This window comes from Pseudomonas sp. N40(2020), assembly GCF_014472415.1.
Classification (GTDB): Bacteria; Pseudomonadota; Gammaproteobacteria; order Pseudomonadales; family Pseudomonadaceae; genus Aquipseudomonas.
This window is the reverse complement of sequence record NZ_JACSZV010000001.1, coordinates 76,191-94,945: the sequence shown is the minus strand read 5'-3', so window position 1 is coordinate 94,945 and position 18,755 is coordinate 76,191. Positions and strand designations below refer to the sequence as shown.

16 protein-coding genes are annotated in these 18,755 nt (G+C 57.9%); 4 read left to right on the top strand and 12 right to left on the bottom strand.

The window, feature by feature from the left end; translation table 11 throughout:
- Positions 1-24: 24 nt before the first annotated feature.
- The 7 genes from greA to grpE all read right to left on the bottom strand — a co-directional run bounded on the left by greA (position 25) and on the right by grpE (position 10,062).
- Positions 25-501 carry a transcription elongation factor GreA gene (greA, locus tag IAI51_RS00555; protein ID WP_187676712.1) on the bottom strand — a complete coding sequence of 159 codons (477 nt, stop codon included), beginning with the start codon at positions 499-501 and terminating at the stop codon, positions 25-27.
- A complete protein-coding gene (gene carB, locus IAI51_RS00550; protein ID WP_187676711.1) occupies positions 498-3,719 on the bottom strand; it encodes a carbamoyl-phosphate synthase large subunit in 3,222 nt (1,073 codons plus the stop codon). The genes greA and carB overlap by 4 nt, the downstream gene beginning before the upstream one ends.
- Before the next feature lie 126 nt (positions 3,720-3,845).
- Positions 3,846-4,982: a glutamine-hydrolyzing carbamoyl-phosphate synthase small subunit gene (gene carA / locus IAI51_RS00545; RefSeq protein ID WP_187676710.1), complete on the bottom strand. Its 1,137-nt coding sequence runs from the start codon at positions 4,980-4,982 to the stop codon at positions 3,846-3,848.
- 257 nt (positions 4,983-5,239) lie between these two features.
- Positions 5,240-6,046 carry a 4-hydroxy-tetrahydrodipicolinate reductase gene (gene dapB, locus IAI51_RS00540; RefSeq protein ID WP_187676709.1) on the bottom strand — a complete coding sequence of 269 codons (807 nt, stop codon included), beginning with the start codon at positions 6,044-6,046 and terminating at the stop codon, positions 5,240-5,242.
- A 9-nt stretch (positions 6,047-6,055) separates the two neighbouring features.
- Complete coding sequence (gene dnaJ, locus IAI51_RS00535) at positions 6,056-7,180, bottom strand: molecular chaperone DnaJ (protein ID WP_187676708.1); 1,125 nt, start codon at positions 7,178-7,180, stop codon at positions 6,056-6,058.
- 296 nt (positions 7,181-7,476) lie between these two features.
- Entirely contained in the window at positions 7,477-9,393 is a 1,917-nt protein-coding gene (gene dnaK / locus IAI51_RS00530) for a molecular chaperone DnaK (protein ID WP_187676707.1), read from the bottom strand.
- Positions 9,394-9,495: 102 nt separating this feature from the next.
- Complete coding sequence (grpE, locus tag IAI51_RS00525; RefSeq protein ID WP_103303213.1) at positions 9,496-10,062, bottom strand: nucleotide exchange factor GrpE; 567 nt, start codon at positions 10,060-10,062, stop codon at positions 9,496-9,498.
- A gap of 240 nt (positions 10,063-10,302) precedes the next feature.
- Between grpE and recN the strand changes: the two genes are divergently transcribed.
- Entirely contained in the window at positions 10,303-11,976 is a 1,674-nt protein-coding gene (recN, locus tag IAI51_RS00520; RefSeq protein WP_187676706.1) for a DNA repair protein RecN, read from the top strand.
- 82 nt (positions 11,977-12,058) lie between these two features.
- Here the strand turns inward: recN and fur are convergent, their stop codons facing one another.
- On the bottom strand, positions 12,059-12,463 hold the full coding sequence (fur, locus tag IAI51_RS00515; RefSeq protein WP_187676705.1) for a ferric iron uptake transcriptional regulator: 405 nt from the start codon (positions 12,461-12,463) through the stop codon (positions 12,059-12,061).
- Positions 12,464-12,560: 97 nt separating this feature from the next.
- Between fur and IAI51_RS00510 the strand changes: the two genes are divergently transcribed.
- Positions 12,561-13,088 (top strand): outer membrane protein assembly factor BamE, encoded by a 528-nt coding sequence (locus tag IAI51_RS00510; RefSeq protein ID WP_187676704.1) that lies wholly within the window; start codon positions 12,561-12,563, stop codon positions 13,086-13,088.
- 60 nt (positions 13,089-13,148) lie between these two features.
- Here the strand turns inward: IAI51_RS00510 and IAI51_RS00505 are convergent, their stop codons facing one another.
- From IAI51_RS00505 to IAI51_RS00495, 3 genes are read right to left on the bottom strand one after another with little or no spacing between them, the layout of a single operon-like run.
- The gene (locus IAI51_RS00505; RefSeq protein ID WP_187676703.1) at positions 13,149-13,463 is read right to left on the bottom strand and encodes an RnfH family protein; all 315 of its coding nucleotides are present in this window, start codon (positions 13,461-13,463) and stop codon (positions 13,149-13,151) included.
- The gene (locus tag IAI51_RS00500; RefSeq protein ID WP_016986510.1) at positions 13,456-13,890 is read right to left on the bottom strand and encodes a type II toxin-antitoxin system RatA family toxin; all 435 of its coding nucleotides are present in this window, start codon (positions 13,888-13,890) and stop codon (positions 13,456-13,458) included. Before IAI51_RS00500 ends, IAI51_RS00505 begins: the two co-directional genes overlap by 8 nt.
- A gap of 7 nt (positions 13,891-13,897) precedes the next feature.
- Positions 13,898-15,301 (bottom strand): sodium-dependent transporter, encoded by a 1,404-nt coding sequence (locus tag IAI51_RS00495; protein ID WP_187676702.1) that lies wholly within the window; start codon positions 15,299-15,301, stop codon positions 13,898-13,900.
- 119 nt (positions 15,302-15,420) lie between these two features.
- Between IAI51_RS00495 and smpB the strand changes: the two genes are divergently transcribed.
- Positions 15,421-15,903: an SsrA-binding protein SmpB gene (smpB, locus tag IAI51_RS00490; RefSeq protein ID WP_007915208.1), complete on the top strand. Its 483-nt coding sequence runs from the start codon at positions 15,421-15,423 to the stop codon at positions 15,901-15,903.
- Positions 15,904-16,001: 98 nt separating this feature from the next.
- Here smpB and IAI51_RS00485 read toward each other — a convergent pair whose 3' ends face one another.
- Positions 16,002-16,769, bottom strand: coding sequence for an FCD domain-containing protein (locus IAI51_RS00485; RefSeq protein WP_187676701.1), 768 nt, complete (start codon positions 16,767-16,769; stop codon positions 16,002-16,004).
- Between the two features lie 262 nt (positions 16,770-17,031).
- Between IAI51_RS00485 and IAI51_RS00480 the strand changes: the two genes are divergently transcribed.
- A complete protein-coding gene (locus IAI51_RS00480; RefSeq protein WP_187676700.1) occupies positions 17,032-18,726 on the top strand; it encodes a lactate permease LctP family transporter in 1,695 nt (564 codons plus the stop codon).
- Positions 18,727-18,755: the final 29 nt, after the last annotated feature.

Below are 18,755 nucleotides of genomic sequence, written 5' to 3'. Positions count from 1 at the left end.
CCCGCATGCAGCGGGCGCCCGGTTTCAGATGTGACGGACTTCGACAATCTCGTACTCGATAACGCCACTTGGCGTTTTCACGGCAACCACGTCGCCCTCTTCCTTGCCGATCAAGGCGCGGGCCAGAGGCGAACCGACCGAAATCTTGCCGAGTTTGAAGTCAGCCTCATCCTCACCCACGATGTGGTAAGTGACGCTTTCATCCGTCTCGACGTTAGCGATTTCCACGGTAGTACCGAAAATCACTTTGCCAGTGTGAGGAATTGTTGTGACATCAATAACGACCTGATTCTGAATCCGGCCTTCAATGTCACGAATCCGCGCTTCGACCATGCCTTGCTGTTCGCGGGCGGCATGGTATTCAGCGTTTTCCTTCAAATCGCCCAACTCGCGGGCCGTACCGATGTCCTGGCTGAGCTTCGGACGGACGACCTTGGTCAGGTGAGCGTGTTCTTCTTCCAGGGCTTTCGCGCCCTGGACGGTCATTGGGTACTTGATCATGCCTTCAATCCTGCGTGTAGATCCTGCAAGCGACGCACGGTCTTTTCCGGACCGAACTTCAGCGCTTCACAGATAGCTTCGCCCGCAGCAATGGTGGTGGTGCAGTAAATCTTGTGCTGCAGGGCATTACGGCGAATGGAGTAAGAGTCAGCGATCGACTGACGACCTTCAGTGGTGTTGATGATCAGCGTGACTTCGTCATTCTTGATCATGTCGACCACGTGCGGACGACCCTCGGTCACCTTGTTAACACGGCGCACTTTCAGGCCTGCAGCTTCGATCAGCTTGGCAGTACCGGCAGTGGCAACCACTTCGAAGCCCAAGTTGATCAGATCACGGGCCACGCCTGCAACCAGCGGTTTGTCATCGTCGCGCACGCTGATGAATGCAGTACCGCCAGTCGGCAGCACTTCGCTCGCGCCCATCTGGGCCTTGGCGAATGCCTCACCGAAGGTGTCGCCGACACCCATCACTTCACCGGTCGACTTCATCTCTGGGCCAAGGATCGGGTCAACGCCAGGGAATTTGGCGAACGGGAACACCGCCTCTTTCACGCTGTAGAAGTTCGGAATGATTTCTTTGGTGAAGCCGATTTCTTTCAGGGTTTTACCGGCCATCACGCGAGCCGCGATCATCGCCAGGGAAACACCGATGCACTTGGAGACAAACGGCACGGTACGCGAAGCGCGCGGGTTGACTTCGATGACGTAGATGTCTTCGCCCTGCAGCGCCAATTGCACGTTCATCAGGCCGACAACGCCCAACTCCAGGGCCATTTTCTTGACCTGTTCGCGCATCTCGTCCTGGATATGCAGCGGCAGCGAGTACGGCGGCAGCGAGCACGCGGAGTCACCGGAGTGAACGCCGGCCTGCTCGATGTGCTGCATGATCGCGCCGATCACGACATCAGTACCGTCGCAGACTGCATCAACGTCCATCTCGATGGCGCAGTTGAGGAAGTGGTCGAGCAGCACCGGGCTGTCGTTCGACACTTTCACCGCATCACGCAGGTAGCGTTTGAGTTCTTCTTCTTCGTAAACGATTTCCATCGCCCGCCCGCCCAGTACGTAGGACGGACGCACGACCAGCGGATAACCGATCTTGCTGGCGGCACGGATCGCTTCGTCCTCGCTACGCACGGTGGCGTTTGGCGGCTGACGCAGGTTCAAACGCTCAACCATTTGCTGGAAGCGCTCACGGTCTTCGGCGCGGTCGATGGCGTCAGGGCTGGTGCCGATGATCGGCACACCGGCGGCTTCCAGGGCACGGGCCAGTTTCAGCGGAGTCTGGCCACCGTACTGGACGATCACGCCTTTCGGCTTCTCGACACGAACGATTTCCAGCACGTCTTCCAGGGTTACCGGCTCGAAGTACAGACGGTCAGAAGTGTCGTAGTCAGTGGAAACGGTTTCCGGGTTGCAGTTGACCATGATGGTCTCGTAACCGTCTTCGCGCAGAGCGAGCGCAGCGTGAACGCAGCAGTAGTCGAACTCGATACCCTGACCGATACGGTTTGGACCACCGCCCAGAATCATGATCTTGTCGCGACCGGACGGCGCAGCTTCGCACTCTTCCTCGTAAGTCGAGTACAGGTAAGCGGTATCGGTGGCGAACTCGGCCGCGCAGGTGTCAACGCGCTTGTAGACCGGGAACACATCCAGCTTGTGGCGGTGAGTACGCAGGTTTTTCTCGGTGACGCCCAGGAGCTTGGCCAGACGCTGATCGGAGAAGCCTTTGCGCTTGAGCTTGAACATCAGGTCGCGGTCGATAGCGGACAGACCGAGGGTCTTGACCTTCTCTTCGTCTTTGATCAGATCTTCGATCTGCACCAGGAACCACGGGTCGATCATGTTCATGCCGAAAATTTCTTCGACGGTCATGCCGGCGCGGAAAGCGTCGGCCACGTACCAGATACGCTCGGCGCCCGGCACAGTCAGCTCGCGCTTGAGCACGCTCATGCTTTCCGGGTTGCTCAGGTCGAGTTTCTCGTCCAGACCGCAAACGCCCACTTCCAGACCGCGAAGGGCTTTCTGCAGGGATTCCTGGAAAGTACGGCCGATGGCCATGACTTCACCCACCGACTTCATCTGAGTGGTCAGGCGTGCGTCAGCCTTGGCGAACTTCTCGAAGGCGAAGCGCGGCAGCTTGGTGACGACGTAGTCGATGGACGGCTCGAAGGACGCCGGGGTCTTGCCGCCGGTGATGTCGTTCGACAGTTCGTCGAGGGTGTAACCCACAGCCAGTTTGGCCGCGACTTTGGCGATCGGGAAACCGGTGGCTTTCGAAGCCAGCGCCGAGGAACGCGATACGCGCGGGTTCATTTCGATCACGACCATACGGCCAGTGTCAGGGCAGATACCGAACTGCACGTTGGAACCGCCGGTCTCGACGCCGATCTCGCGCAGTACCGCCAGAGAGGCGTTACGCAGGATCTGGTATTCCTTGTCGGTCAGGGTCTGAGCCGGAGCCACGGTGATCGAGTCACCGGTGTGCACGCCCATCGGGTCGAAGTTTTCGATCGAGCAGACGATGATGCAGTTGTCCTTTTTGTCGCGGACAACTTCCATTTCATATTCTTTCCAGCCGATCAGCGATTCGTCGATCAGCAGCTCTTTGGTCGGCGACAAGTCCAGACCACGGGCGCAGATTTCTTCGAACTCTTCGCGGTTGTAAGCGATACCGCCGCCAGTGCCGCCCATGGTGAAGGACGGACGGATGATGCACGGGAAGCCCAGGGTTTCGAGAACCGCGTTGGCTTCTTCCATGCTATGGGCGATACCGGAACGCGGGCACGCCAGGCCGATGGATTTCATCGCCTTGTCGAAACGCGAACGGTCTTCAGCCTTGTCGATGGTGTCGGCGTTGGCGCCGATCATTTCCACGCCGAACTTCTCCAGAACGCCTTCGCGCTCCAGATCCAGGGCGCAGTTAAGAGCGGTCTGGCCGCCCATGGTAGGCAGCACGGCATCCGGACGTTCTTTTTCGATGATCTTGGCAACAGTCTGCCACTTGATCGGCTCGATATACGTGGCGTCAGCCATGTCCGGGTCGGTCATGATGGTGGCCGGGTTGGAGTTCACCAGGATGACGCGGTAACCCTCTTCGCGCAGGGCTTTGCAAGCCTGGGCGCCGGAGTAGTCGAATTCGCAGGCCTGGCCGATAACGATCGGGCCAGCGCCGAGAATCAGGATGCTTTTAATGTCTGTACGTTTTGGCATGGGTTTGTCACTCAAATCCGCAGGTCAGTCGGCAAGCCGTCTTGATCGATTTCTGAAGTCTCGAAGGGGCCGCCGGGTTCGGGGCCGCCCTCGAGGGGCTTCTCTCTACAGTCTCAAGGCGAACGCTTAGCGTCGCTTGGCCATCTCGTTGATGAAGCGGTCGAACAGTGGCGCTACATCGTTCGGGCCCGGGCTCGCTTCAGGGTGGCCCTGGAAGCTGAACGCGCTCTTGTCGGTGCGCTCGATGCCTTGCAGGGTGCCGTCGAACAGCGACTTGTGGATCGCGCGAACGTTGGCTGGCAGGGTCGCTTCGTCTACCGCGAAACCGTGGTTCTGGCTGGTGATCATCACGACGCCAGTGTCCAGATCCTGCACCGGGTGGTTGGCACCGTGGTGGCCGTGACCCATTTTCAGGGTCTTGGCACCGGAGGCCAGAGCCAGCAGTTGGTGGCCGAGGCAGATGCCGAATACCGGAATTTCGGTTTCCAGCACGTCCTTGATCGCCTGGATCGCGTAGTCGCACGGCTCCGGGTCACCAGGACCGTTGGACAGGAACACGCCATCCGGCTTCAGTGCCAGCACGTCAGCAGCCGGAGTTTGTGCCGGCACGACGGTGACGCGGCAGCCGCGCTCGACCAGCATGCGCAGGATGTTGACCTTGACGCCGTAGTCGAAGGCAACCACGTGGTATGGCAGCTCGGAAGCTTCGATGGTCGCGTGGCTGTCGGTTTTCAGATCCCAGACAGTCGAACGCCATTCGTATTGCTTCTTGGTGCTGACGACTTTCGCCAGATCCATGCCTTTCAGGCCCGGGAAGCCTTGGGCAGCGGCAATCGCAGCTTCTTCGGAGATGTTGTCACCGGCCATGATGCAGCCGTTCTGTGCGCCTTTCTCACGCAGGATGCGGGTCAGGCGACGGGTGTCGATACCGGCGATTGCCACAACATTGTTGGCTTTCAGGTAGTCGGACAGGGACATCGTGTTACGCCAGTTGCTCGCTACCAGAGGCAGGTCACGGATGACCAGGCCAGCGGACCAGACACGGTCGGACTCGGCGTCTTCCGGCGTGGTGCCGGTGTTGCCGATGTGCGGGTAAGTCAGGGTAACGATCTGTTGGGCGTAGGAAGGATCGGTAAGGATTTCCTGATAGCCGGTCATTGCGGTGTTGAACACCACCTCACCAACGGTTTGACCGTCGGCTCCAATGGCTTCGCCGCGAAAAATGCTGCCATCAGCAAGGGCAAGTATGGCTGGCTTAGTCAAGAAGACCTCCCGTAAATAACGCATGAAAGGGCGATCGCAGGTTGTAAAAAAGCGGAGTGACGTATGGACACGTCACCCCGCTTCTTCACTGAATTATTCTGCGCGCTTTTAGTGGACACACTAAAGCTGTAGCTTACAGAAAAAGGCTTTTTTGGTCCACCGCTAAAGAGCCTTAAAGGCCGGAGAATGCGACAGGAAGTCGCCAAGCGGAGAAAAACCAGCGCAAACAGGGCGTTTGCGCCGGATTCAATAACGGCTCAACGCAGGTCGAGCACATCCTGCATGTCATAAAGACCCGGCTCACGACCCTCCAGCCACAAGGCTGCACGCACCGCGCCCTTGGCGAAGGTCATGCGACTGGAAGCCTTGTGAGTGATCTCCAGGCGCTCGCCTTCGCAGGCAAACAGCACAGTGTGATCACCAACGACATCGCCCCCACGGACGGTGGCAAAACCGATGGTTTCACGCTCGCGCACACCGGTGTGACCTTCACGACCGTAGACGGCAACTTTCTGCAAGTCACGATCCAGCGCACTGGCAATGACCTCACCCATGCGCAACGCAGTACCCGACGGCGCATCGATCTTGTGTCGGTGATGCGCTTCGATGATCTCGATGTCCGCCTCATCACCCAACACGCGTGCCGCCATGTCGAGCAACTTCAGCGACAGATTGACGCCAACACTGAAGTTGGCGGCGAACACGATTGGAATATCCTTGCCCGCCTCGACCAGCAACTGCTTCTGCGCAGCATCCAGACCCGTAGTGCCGATGACCATGGCCTTGCCCGCCTTACGGCAGAGCGCCAGGTTCTTCAGCATCACTTCCGGAAGCGTGAAGTCGATCAACACATCAAACTCATCAGCGACCGCTTCCACATGACCGGACAGCGGCACACCAATTCGCCCCAGCGAAGCCAACTCACCGGCATCCACCCCGATCAGCGTGCTGCCAGGACGGACGACAGCGGCAGTCAAACCGGTCATAGGCGCGCGCTGCTGCACGGCCTCAACCAGAATCTTGCCCATGCGCCCGGCGGCGCCCATCACTGCAATACGTCGCATGCCGACTCCTTACAAATCGCCGAAGAAGCGCTTCACACCGTCGAACCAACCGGTGGTTTTCGGGGAATGGCTGTTGTCGTCCGCCAAAGAACTGCGGAACTCTTCCAGCAATTCGCGCTGACGACGGTTCAGGTTGACCGGGGTCTCGACCGCTACACGGCACATCAGATCGCCCGCACCACCGCCACGCACCGGCGCCACGCCTCTGCCGCGGACGCGGAACTGCTTGCCGGTCTGAGTGCCTTCAGGGATTTTCAGCTTGACGCGACCGTCGAGGGTCGGGATTTCCAGTTCGCCGCCCAGCGCCGCGTCAACGAAGCTGATCGGCACTTCGCAGAACAGATGCTTGCCGTCACGCTGGAAGATGTCGTGTTCGCGGACGTTGATGACCACGTACAGATCGCCAGTCGGGCCGCCTTGAGTACCCGCCTCGCCTTCGCCGGACAAGCGAATGCGGTCGCCGGTGTCGACGCCGGCCGGCACTTTGACCGACAGGGTTTTGTACTCTTCGACGCGGCCGTCACCGTGGCAGGAATCGCACGGATCGGAAATGATCTTGCCCTGGCCATGGCAGCGCGGGCAGGTCTGCTGCACCGAGAAGAAGCCTTGCTGCATGCGCACCTGACCGATGCCACCGCACGTCGGGCACGTCGAAGGCGACGAGCCTTTTTTGGCGCCCGAGCCATCACATGGTTTGCAATTGACCAGCGTCGGCACACGAATATTCACGCTCGTGCCGCGCACTGCCTCTTCCAGATTCAGCTCCAGGGTGTAGCGCAAGTCGCTGCCACGCTGAGCGCCGCCACGGGAACCGCCGCGACCGCCACCAAAGAAGTCACTGAAGACATCACCAAAGATGTCAGAGAAGTTCTGACCGCCGAAACCTGCACCGCCACCACCCATGCTCGGATCGACACCGGCATGACCGTACTGGTCGTAAGCTGCACGCTTGCTGGAATCGGACAGCACTTCATAGGCCTCGTTGGCCTCTTTGAACAGTTCTTCCGATGCTTTGTCATCGGGATTACGGTCCGGGTGATGCTTCATCGCCAGACGACGATAGGCCTTCTTCAGATCCGCATCGCTTGAGCCACGCTCAACACCCAACACTTCGTAATAGTCACGCTTTGCCATAAGTCTTTGCACTCTTGAGGACGTCCGGCAAACCCCTCCTGAGGATCGCCAAACTCGCTGAGCCCCAATACAGGCCCGGACCCAACTCACGTCAATTCAACGATCCTGGTCTTTGATTCATGCGGTACTTTCGGCGCGAAAAGCAGGAGCATTTCCGGCCATACCACCAGCATTCGAACCTTGTCGCATACTGTAAAAATTCGCGTATTCCAGATACGCCAACGCGGGAGCAAGCTCCCGCGCGGCGACATCCTACCAGTCACCGCCTAAAGGCAGTCAACCGGCCGACCAACAACTTACTTGTGGTCTTTGACTTCTTCGAACTCTGCATCGACAACATCGTCAGCCTTTTCAGCTTTCTCGTCGTGCGGTGCTGCGCCTTCAGCAGGCTGAGCCTGTTCGGCGTACATCTTCTGAGCAACCGGAGCGGAGACTTTCGACAGCTCTTCAACCTTCGCTTCGATGGCAGCCTTGTCGTCGCCTTTAACAGCAACTTCCAGAGCAACCACAGCAGCCTCGATCGCAGTCTTCTCTTCGGCGGTAACTTTGTCGCCCGCTTCGGTGATCATTTTGCGAGTCGAGTGAACCAGTGCATCACCCTGGTTACGGGCAGCGGCCAGCTCTTCGAACTTGCGGTCTTCGTCAGCGTTAGCTTCGGCGTCACGCACCATGCGCTCGATTTCTTCGTCGGACAGACCGGAGTTGGCCTTGATCACGATCGACTGGGTCTTGCCGGTCGCCTTGTCTTTCGCACCGACGTGCAGGATGCCGTTGGCGTCGATGTCGAAGGTCACTTCGATCTGCGGCACGCCACGTGGAGCAGGTGGAATGTCGGCCAGGTCGAACTTGCCCAGGGACTTGTTCTGTGCGGCTTGCTTACGCTCACCCTGCAGGACGTGAATGGTCACGGCGCCCTGGTTGTCGTCGGCAGTCGAAAACACTTGCGATTTCTTGGTAGGAATCGTGGTGTTTTTCTCGATCAGCGCAGTCATCACGCCACCCATGGTTTCGATACCCAGGGTCAGCGGGCTGACGTCGAGCAGCAGTACGTCTTTCACGTCACCAGCCAGAACAGCGCCCTGGATAGCAGCGCCCATGGCAACAGCTTCGTCCGGGTTGACGTCTTTACGCGCTTCTTTACCGAAGAAATCGGTCACCAGCTTCTGCACCAGCGGCATACGGGTCTGACCGCCGACCAGGATCACGTCGTTGATCGCGCCAACGTCCAGGCCTGCGTCTTTCATGGCGATACGGCAAGGTTCGATGGTGCGCTGAACCAGGTCTTCAACCAGTGCTTCGAGCTTGGCACGCGAGATCTTCACGTTCAGGTGCTTAGGACCGGTGGCGTCTGCAGTGATGTACGGCAGGTTGACGTCGGTCGACTGAGCAGAGGACAGCTCGATCTTGGCTTTTTCAGCGGCTTCTTTCAGGCGCTGCATGGCCAGCGGGTCACCCTTAAGGTTCATGCCGCTTTCTTTCTTGAATTCGTCAACGAGGTAGTCGATCAGACGAATGTCGAAGTCTTCACCGCCCAGGAACGTGTCACCGTTGGTGGCCAACACTTCGAACTGATGCTCGCCGTCAACTTCAGCGATCTCGATCACGGAAACGTCGAAAGTACCGCCACCCAGGTCATAAACGATCACAGTATGATCGCCCTTGGCCTTGTCCATACCGTAAGCCAGAGCGGCTGCGGTTGGTTCGTTGATGATACGTTTTACGTCCAGACCGGCGATGCGGCCGGCGTCTTTGGTCGCTTGGCGCTGGCTGTCGTTGAAGTAGGCCGGAACGGTGATCACCGCCTCAGTCACTGGCTCGCCGAGGTAGTCTTCGGCGGTCTTCTTCATCTTTTTGAGAATTTCAGCCGAGATTTGTGGCGGTGCCATTTTCTGGCCGTTCACTTCAACCCAGGCGTCGTTGTTGTCAGCCTTGACGATCTTGTAAGGGACCATCTGGATGTCTTTCTGCACAACTTCTTCGTCGAAACGACGACCGATCAGACGCTTTACCGCGTACAGAGTGTTGTGCGGGTTAGTCACTGCCTGACGCTTGGCAGACTGACCGACCAGGATTTCGCCATCGTTGGCGTAAGCGATGATCGACGGCGTGGTACGCGCGCCTTCAGCGTTTTCAATAACTTTTGCTTTGCCGTTTTCCAGCACGGAGACGCAGGAGTTGGTAGTCCCCAGGTCGATACCGATAATTTTGCCCATGTTCACTCTCCCGAAACTTTGGATTTGGATGCCGCAGCAGTGGTGGCTAACTGCGGTAGCACTTAAACGCTTGACTTCTAAATGGGGGCCTTGCGACTAATTTCAAGCCTTCTCGTCAATCGAAGGCGAAATTGGCGCCGGCGCCTTGCTGACCACAACCATGGCCGGACGCAACAGGCGACCGTTAAGTTGGTAGCCCTTTTGGAACACCTTCAGGACACTGTTCGGCTCGACGTCGGCACTTTCTTGCATGGCCATCGCCTGATGCTGAACGGCGTTGAATGGTTCGCCATGCGGATCGATCGCTTCAAGCTGATAACGCTTGAGGGTGTCGTGGAACATTTTCAGGGTCAGCTCGATGCCTTCACGCATCGGACGGATGCTTTCGTCGTCCGGGTTCGACAGCTCGAGGCCGCGCTCCAGGCTGTCGACGATCGGCAGCAGGTCGCCGGCGAACTTTTCCAGCGCAAACTTGTGCGCCTTTTCCACGTCCTGCTCGGCACGACGACGGACGTTCTGCAGATCGGCAGCGACACGCAGAGACTGATCCTGCGCGGCGGCCAATTGCTCTTCGAGCACTTGTACACGGGTCGCCAGGTCGTCACCCGAACCCTCGGGCGCCTGATTGGCTTCTGGGTTTTGCTTATCTACTGTCTGTTCGTCAGCCATAGAATTCTCCTTTCAATATCGTCCGCGAGTTCGACTCGCGCTTCTGCCCCGATATATGGGGCCGCAAAATCAGGCTTCAAGGGCCTTCAACGATTAACCCTACAAAAAAGTGCCGCATTCTCATTCCTCGATGCACTAAGCAGAAATTGCGTTCAAGCAAATCGAGCTAAGGGAGGGCATTGTCAGCCCGAAACAAAACACTGTATAAATAACCAGACCTAAAGCCTGGGAGCGGCGTTTATGCTGGTGCACCTGTCCGTACATAACTACGCCATCGTTGAACATCTCGATCTCGAACTTGATCGCGGGATGAGCGTGATCACCGGGGAAACCGGCGCCGGCAAGTCGATCATGCTCGACGCCCTGGGCCTGACCCTTGGCGATCGCGCCGACAGTGGCGTGGTTCGCCCGGGCGCCGACAAGGCCGATATTCTCGCGACCTTCGATCTTGCCGACATCCCCGAGGCCAGCGCCTGGCTGGCCGAGCGCGATCTGGACATCGACGGCCCGTGCATCCTGCGTCGGGTCATCACGTCTGAAGGACGTTCTCGCGGCTATATCAACGGCACGCCCTGCCCGCTTGGCGATCTCAAGGCACTCGGCGAACTGATGATCGACATCCATAGCCAGCATGAACACCAGTCCCTCCTGAAAACCGATACCCATCGTCGCCTGCTCGACGAATACGCTGGCGCTACCGACCTGGCTCGCCAGGTGCAACTGGCTGCCCAGCGCTGGCGGCAGACTCGCCAGGAGCTGGAGCGCCTCTCCAACTCCGGCGATGAACAACGCGCCCGCCATCAACTGCTCAGCTACCAGCTCGAAGAACTGGAAAACCTCGGCCTCGGTGATAACGAACTCGAACAGCTGGAGCAGGAACACAAAAACCTGACTAACGCTGAAACCTTGCTTGGCATTTGCCGGCAAGTCGTCGAGCAGTGCAGCGAAAGTGACTCCGGCAATGTACTGAACGCGCTGACCGCCAGCCTCAATCGCCTGTCGAGCGTGAACAATTCCGTTGGTGCTCTTGGCGAAGCCAGCAGCTTGCTGACCAGCGCACAAATACAGGTTGAGGAAGCAGTCGGTGAACTCAATCGTTTCCTCGACAACTTCGATGCCGATCCGGCACGCCTGCAATATCTGGAAGAGCGCCTCGACGCTATTTACACGCTGGCACGCAAACACCGGATCCAGCCGACCGAAGTCGGAGAGATGCAGCAGAAACTGCTGGATGAAATCGAAAGCCTTAATGCCAATGACGAGTCCATTGAGCGACTGGGCGAAGAACTGGCCTCCTATGCCCGTCACTATCAGGAAAAAGCGCGAGAACTGAGTGATTTGCGCCACCAGGCTGCCGGCAGCCTTGCCAGCGCGGTGGAACAAGAGATACAACGTTTGGGCATGCCTGGCGGTCGCTTCACTATCGAGCTACGCGCCAATAGCAGCGATGAACTGCTGCCCAACGGACTCGAACAGGTTGAATTGCTGGTCAGCGCCAACCCTGGCCAGCCACTCAAGGCACTGGCGAAAGTGGCGTCCGGTGGCGAGCTGTCGCGGATCAGCCTGGCGATTCAGGTCATCACTGCACAGACCTCGCGCATTCCGACACTGGTGTTCGACGAAGTCGACGTGGGCATTGGCGGCCCTACCGCTGAGATTGTCGGTCAGTTGTTGCGCCGGCTGGGTGAACGCGGACAGGTGCTGACCGTGACGCACTTGCCGCAAGTGGCGGCGCAGGGGCATCAGCATCTGTTCGTGCACAAGGTACGCGGCGAACAGGCGACGCATACAGCCGTCTCCAAGCTGAGCAAGAACGACCGTATAGAAGAAGTGGCGCGGATGCTGGGCGGAATCGATCTGACCAAAGAATCCCTGGCTCACGCCAAAAAGATGGTCGTTACCGCAAAAGCTTAAATTTCACGCACAGTAGAAAGCACGAAGGCGACCCACGGGTCGCCTTCGCTCGTTTCGCGAACCTGAAATTCGCGCGACATGCTTACTTTTTCTTGCGTACGTACAGCACCAGGTTGTGATCCACCAACTCGACACCGTGCTCGTCGGCAATTGCCTTCTGAAGCTTTTCGATTTCAACGCTGACGAATTCGACAACCTCACCGGTTTCCACGTTGACCATATGGTCGTGGTGTCCACCGTCGGCCAATTCGAAAACCGCGTGGCCACCGTCGAAGTTGTGACGGACCACGAGGCCAGCCGCTTCGAACTGGGTCAGAACACGGTAAACCGTGGCCAGACCGACGTCCTCGCCAGCTTCCATCAACGCCTTGTAGACGTCCTCGGCACTCATGTGACGCTGCTCGGTAGAGTCGAGCATTTGCAGGATCTTGACCCGTGGCAGGGTCACTTTGAGGCCGGCTTTGCGTAGTTCGCTATTTTCAACCATGGTCAGCTTTCTCGCGATGCTGCTTCGCAGCTTCTCTTAATGCGGGTATGATCGGCGTTTACGTTGTCCCAGCCAAGATAGTGGAAGTCGCCCACCGATGCAAAACACCAAGCTCTTGCTAACCAGTTTCACCTTTGTGGGACTGCTCGCACTCGCCGGTTGTTCATTCCCCGGGGTTTACAAAATCGACATCCAGCAGGGCAATGTCGTCACGCAGGACATGATAGACCAGTTACGCCCGGGAATGACCCGGCCGCAAGTACGGTTTATCATGGGCAACCCCCTGCTTGCCGACACGTTCCATGCCGATCGCTGGGATTATCTGTACAGCCTGCAACCGGGTGGCGGTGAACGCCAACAGGAACGCGTCAGCGTTATTTTCAACTCAAACGACCAGCTTGTCAGCCTGTCCGGTGACTTTATGCCGGGCGTCAGCCGTGACGAAGCCATTCTCGGCAAGGACAGTGGCACGACCGTGACCGCTCCTGCTGAAAACGCCGAGAAGCCAACACCGGAAAAACCGGTAAAGCCAGGTTCCTTGCTGGATCAGATCCAGAAGGACGTCGATGGTGTAGAAACCGTTCCGGTTCCGACACCAGAGCCGCTGGACACCTCGCCGCAATAATTTGCGACGCAATAAAAAACCCGGAATTCCGGGTTTTTTATTGCCTGTCGTTTAGCCGACCTACTGATTTCTAGCTTTCGCCTCGGCAGCCTTGGCCGCACGCAGGCGCCGCACTTCTTTCGGATCAGCGAGCAAAGGACGATAAATTTCAATGCGATCCCCTGCCCGAATCAGGCGAACCTGCGGATCGGCAATCACTTTGCCGAAGATTCCCAACGGGCATTCAGTAAGATCAAGCTCAGGGAACTCGTCACCGATCCCGGACTTGATCAATGCCTCACGCACAGTATTCCCTTCGGGGACACTCACCGCACGCAAGACCTGACGATCAACGGCCGCATACACGACCTCTATCTCGATCACTGACTCAACCATGCATCTGCTTGGCGCGCTGACAGAACGCATCCACCAGCGTATTCGCCGCCTGATTGAACAGCGGCCCCAGAGTGGCACGCACCAAAGGGCCCGCGTAGTCGAACGAAAGATCCAGACTGATCTTGCAGGCCTTCTCGTTCAACACCTTGAACACCCAGACGCCATGCAGCTGATTGAACGGGCCTTCTTCGAGGTTCATCTCGATAGACTGCCCCGGCACCAACGTGTTGCGCGTCACGAAATGCTGGCTCAGACCGCCCTTGGCCACGCCGACACTGGCGCGCATGTGCTCCGGCGAGCTTTCCAGCACTTCGGCGGACGAGCACCACGGCAAGAACTCAGGGTAACGCGCCACGTCGTTGACCAGGTCATAAAGGAACTGGGCCGGGTAAGGCAGCAATGCTGATCGTTGAATATGTGTCGTCATGTAAGCGTTACTTCCAGAGCTGAGCGGCAAACACTACAACTATGCCGATAGGCGCCACGTAGCGCATCAAGAACAAGGACAGGCCAAACAGTACCGGGTTACGGATCGACAACTCGTCACGCACCGCTTCACGCCCCATCACCCAACCGGCGAACAACACGAAACAAAGCCCGCCAAGCGGCAACATGATCCGCGAAGTGAAGAAATCGATCACGCCAAAAAAGTCCAGACCGCTCTGTGCACCCCATTGATAGAGATGGAACATGCCGCCTTCGTTCACGAAAAATTTGGCTTCCTTCCAGATATTGAAGGAGAAAACAGTGCCCAAACCGACGAACCAGCAAACGAATGCCAGCCAGAAAGTCACCCAGGCGCGGCTGACTTTGGTGCGTTCGACCAGATAAGCCACCATCGGCTCAAGCAGAGAAATGGCCGAACTCCAGGCCGCAACCGCGACCAGCACGAAGAACACCACGCCCATCAACTGACCAAACGCTACGTTACCAAAGGCAAATGGCAAGCTGACGAACATCAGGCCAGGGCCTTCGCTCGGGTTCAGGCCGGCGGCGAAAACAATCGGAAACAAGGCCAGACCAGCCACCAGCGAAACGAAAGTATCGAGCAGCGCGACACCGACGACCGTACCGGATAACGATGCATCCTTGGGCATATAAGCCCCGTAGATCATGATAGAGCCGACACCCACGCTCAGGGAAAAGAACGCGTGACCCATGGCTGGCAGCAGTCCGTCGAGGACTTTTTCCGGATGGAAGTCGAACATGAAATGCACGCCTTCCATGAAGTGCCCGGTTGTCATGCTGTAGCCCAGCAACACCAGGATCATCACAAATAGCAGCGGCATCATGATCCGCAGACTGCGTTCAAGCCCCGCAACCACGCCTTTGGCAATCACCACGGCCGATAGCAGCATGAAAATCGTGTGCCAAAGTGTCAGGCGCCATGGGTCGGCGATGACATTGCCGAAATACGCACCAACCTGATCCGGGGTCACCCCCTGAAAGTCCCCGCGGCCCATATCGACGATGTAATCCAGCGACCAGCCGCCCACCACACTATAGAAAGACAGGATCAGCAGCGCCGTAATCATCCCGGCAAAGGCGCCCCACGACCACTTGGCTGAGTGTCCGGCTTCCAGTGCCAGCACCTTCAAGGCATTCGCCGGACTCTGCCGCGCACGCCGGCCGATCAGGGTTTCAGCCAGCATTACCGGAATGCCGATCAGTGCGATGCACGCCAGAAACATCAGTACAAACGCACCGCCGCCGTAGACCCCGACCATGTAGGGGAACTTCCAGATACTACCCAGTCCCACGGCCGAACCGGTCGCGGCGAGTATGAATACCCAGCGGCTAGCCCAACTGCCGTGGACAGAAACCTTGTCTGTCGACATCGTTTATCACGCCCAAGCGTTAGAAAAAGAGGCCGCATTGTCCGGGATTCACTCAACCTGCTCAAGCACGCAGCATCACCGTAGCCGACGGCCGTTTATCTCCATATAATGCCGCCCCTATGGCTAAACAGAAGAAACACCCAACAGGGACCATCGCGCAGAACAAAAAGGCGCGACACGATTACTTCATCGAGCATAAGTTCGAGGCTGGTCTGGTCCTGGCCGGCTGGGAAGTAAAAAGTCTGCGGGCAAGCAAGCTGCAACTGGTCGACAGTTACGTGCTGCTCAAGGATGGCGAAGCGTGGCTGCTCGGCAGTCACATCACGCCTCTGATGACCGCCAGCACCCACGTCATCGCCGACCCGGTGCGCACACGCAAATTGCTGCTCAACCGCCGCGAACTGGAAAAGCTCGCCGCCGCTGTGCAGCAAAAGGGTTACGCCTGCGTATGCCTGTCCTGGTACTGGAGCAAGCACATGGTCAAGTGCGAGATCGCTCTGGGCAAGGGCAAGAAGGAATACGACAAGCGTGACACCGAGCGCGAGCGTGATGCGGGTCGTGAGCTGCAGCGTGCGGTGCGCAACAAAGGCAAGGAAGACTGATCTTTCTGCTTGAGTTGTGTGACGCCAGCAAAAGATCGCAGCCTTCGGCAGCTCCTACAGAGAGCTAACGCGGGCTGCGATCTTTTGCTTTTAAAAAGCTACATCCCCTTGCGCCGCTCCGCCCGAGCCATGCGCTGAACCTCCTGCCGCACCTCTTCCAGCACTTCCTGCACATACAAAATGTGTCGACTGGAAACTTCACGCGCCTGCTCTGCACGCCCTTCGATAATCGCCAGATACAATTCCCGATGCTGAGTGATCAGCATGTCACGGGTTTCCGTGCGCTGTTTGTACATCCCGCCGATGTTGGTCACGACGTTACGCTTGAGCAGATCAAACAACCCACGAATGGTGTGCAGCAACACCGCGTTATGACTGGCCTCAGCAATCGCCAAGTGAAATTTCGCATCCGCCGCGCCCTCTTCCGTCCGGCTCACTTCGTCATGACGCGAATAGCAGTCCTGTAACTCTTCAAACGCCGCAGTCAGCCGCTCGCGATCCACGTCGGTGGCGCGTAATGCGGCGTAATAGGCGCACGATGCTTCCAGAGTATGCCGAAACTCCAGCAAGTCACGCTGCGCCTCGGGATTGCTTTCGAGCAATTGCAGCAGTGGATCGCTGAACGTCGAACCCAGACTTTCCACCACATAATTGCCGCCCCCCTGACGGCTGACCAGCAGACCTTTGGCCGCCAGTTTCTGAATCGCTTCGCGCAATGACGGACGTGATACGCCAAATTGCTCGGCCAGCGCGCGCTCCGCCGGAAGCCGCTCACCGGACTTCAGCGTGCCCTCAAGGATCATCCCCTCGAGTCGCTCGACAATATCGTCAGACAAACGGCGCTGACGTATCTGATCAAACCCCATAACTCATTTCTCCACGATCCCGATCGCTTGCCGGGGCCTCTATTCTGGCCTATCGGCGCCTTGGCCACACCTACCAGACGACACCCGCTCAAACCGGATCAGATGCAATCTGCTCCGCTTATTCGACAAAAGTTTCAGGGCGACAAATTGACACACCGACATCAAGGCTTTTACCCTAGCCAACAGCGATTGTAAATTGGTATTACCAATTATCCAAATACGCTGACAGTGCCTGACCAACAACAATTAGGGGCCACCCCATATGCAAACCTGGCAACAGCTCTACAGCCCGCTCGGCAGTCTCGGCGTTTCCGCACTCGCGGCCGTCATCCCCATCGTTTTCTTCTTCCTCGCCTTGGCGGTGTTTCGTCTCAAGGGCCATGTGGCCGGCAGCATCACGCTGGCCTTGTCGATTGCCGTGGCGATCTTCGCGTTCCAGATGCCGGTCGATATGGCCTTCGCCGCCGCTGGATATGGCTTCGCCTACGGCCTTTGGCCGATTGCCTGGATCATTGTCGCGGCGGTATTCCTTTACAAACTGACGGTCAAAAGTGGTCAGTTCGAAGTTATTCGCAGCTCGGTACTGTCGATCACCGACGACCAGCGCTTACAGGTATTGCTGATCGGTTTCTGCTTCGGCGCGTTCCTTGAAGGTGCCGCCGGCTTCGGTGCACCGGTGGCGATCACCGCGGCCCTGCTTGTCGGACTCGGTTTCAACCCGTTGTATGCCGCAGGTCTGTGCCTGATCGCCAACACCGCGCCGGTTGCCTTCGGCGCCCTGGGGATTCCGATCATCGTTGCCGGACAAGTCACTGGCATCGACGCCTTCAAGATCGGCGCGATGACTGGCCGCCAACTGCCACTGCTGTCGTTGTTCGTGCCGTTCTGGCTGGTGTTCATGATGGACGGCATGCGCGGCGTGCGTGAAACCTGGCCGGCCGCACTGGTCGCGGGCCTGAGCTTTGCCATCACTCAATACTTCACGTCGAACTTCATTGGTCCGGAACTGCCTGACATCACCTCGGCCCTGGCCAGCCTGATTTCCCTAACTCTGTTCCTCAAAGTCTGGCAGCCGAAACGTACCGCAGGCGCGCAAATCGCCGGCGCTACATCCAGCGCTGCGATTACAGCCTGCGTCGGCGGTTTCGGCCAGAAACGCACCACCGTGGTTTCGCCTTACAGCCTCGGGGAAATTTTCAAAGCCTGGTCGCCGTTCCTGATCCTCACCGTGCTGGTGACGATCTGGACGCTCAAACCATTCAAAGCCATGTTCGCAGCCGGCGGGTCGATGTATGCGTGGGTATTCAACTTCGCGATCCCACACCTTGATCAACTGGTGATCAAGACTGCACCTATCGTGGCCGCGCCAACCGCGATCCCGGCGGTATTCAAACTTGATCCGATTTCCGCGACGGGCACCGCGATTTTCTTCTCTGCGCTGATCTCGATGCTGGTTCTGAAGATCAATTTCAAAACTGGTCTTACCACTTTGAAAGAGACCTTTTACGAACTGCGCTGGCCGATTTTGTCGATTGGCATGGTGTTGGCGTTCGCCTTCGTCACCAACTATTCCGGCATGTCTTCGACAATGGCCCTGGTGTTGGCGGGAACCGGCGCAGCATTCCCGTTCTTCTCGCCGTTCCTCGGTTGGCTCGGCGTCTTCCTGACCGGCTCCGACACCTCGTCCAACGCCCTGTTCAGCTCCTTGCAAGCCACCACTGCACACCAGATTGGCGTCAGCGACACTCTATTGGTCGCCGCGAACACCAGCGGCGGCGTGACCGGCAAGATGATCTCGCCACAATCGATCGCCGTGGCCTGCGCTGCGACCGGTCTGGTGGGCAAAGAATCGGATCTGTTCCGCTTCACCCTCAAGCACAGCCTATTCTTTGCAACGATTGTCGGCCTGATCACTTTGGCTCAGGCCTACTGGCTCACCGGCATGCTGGTGCACTAACCCTACAGGCAACACGGAAATAACCGACG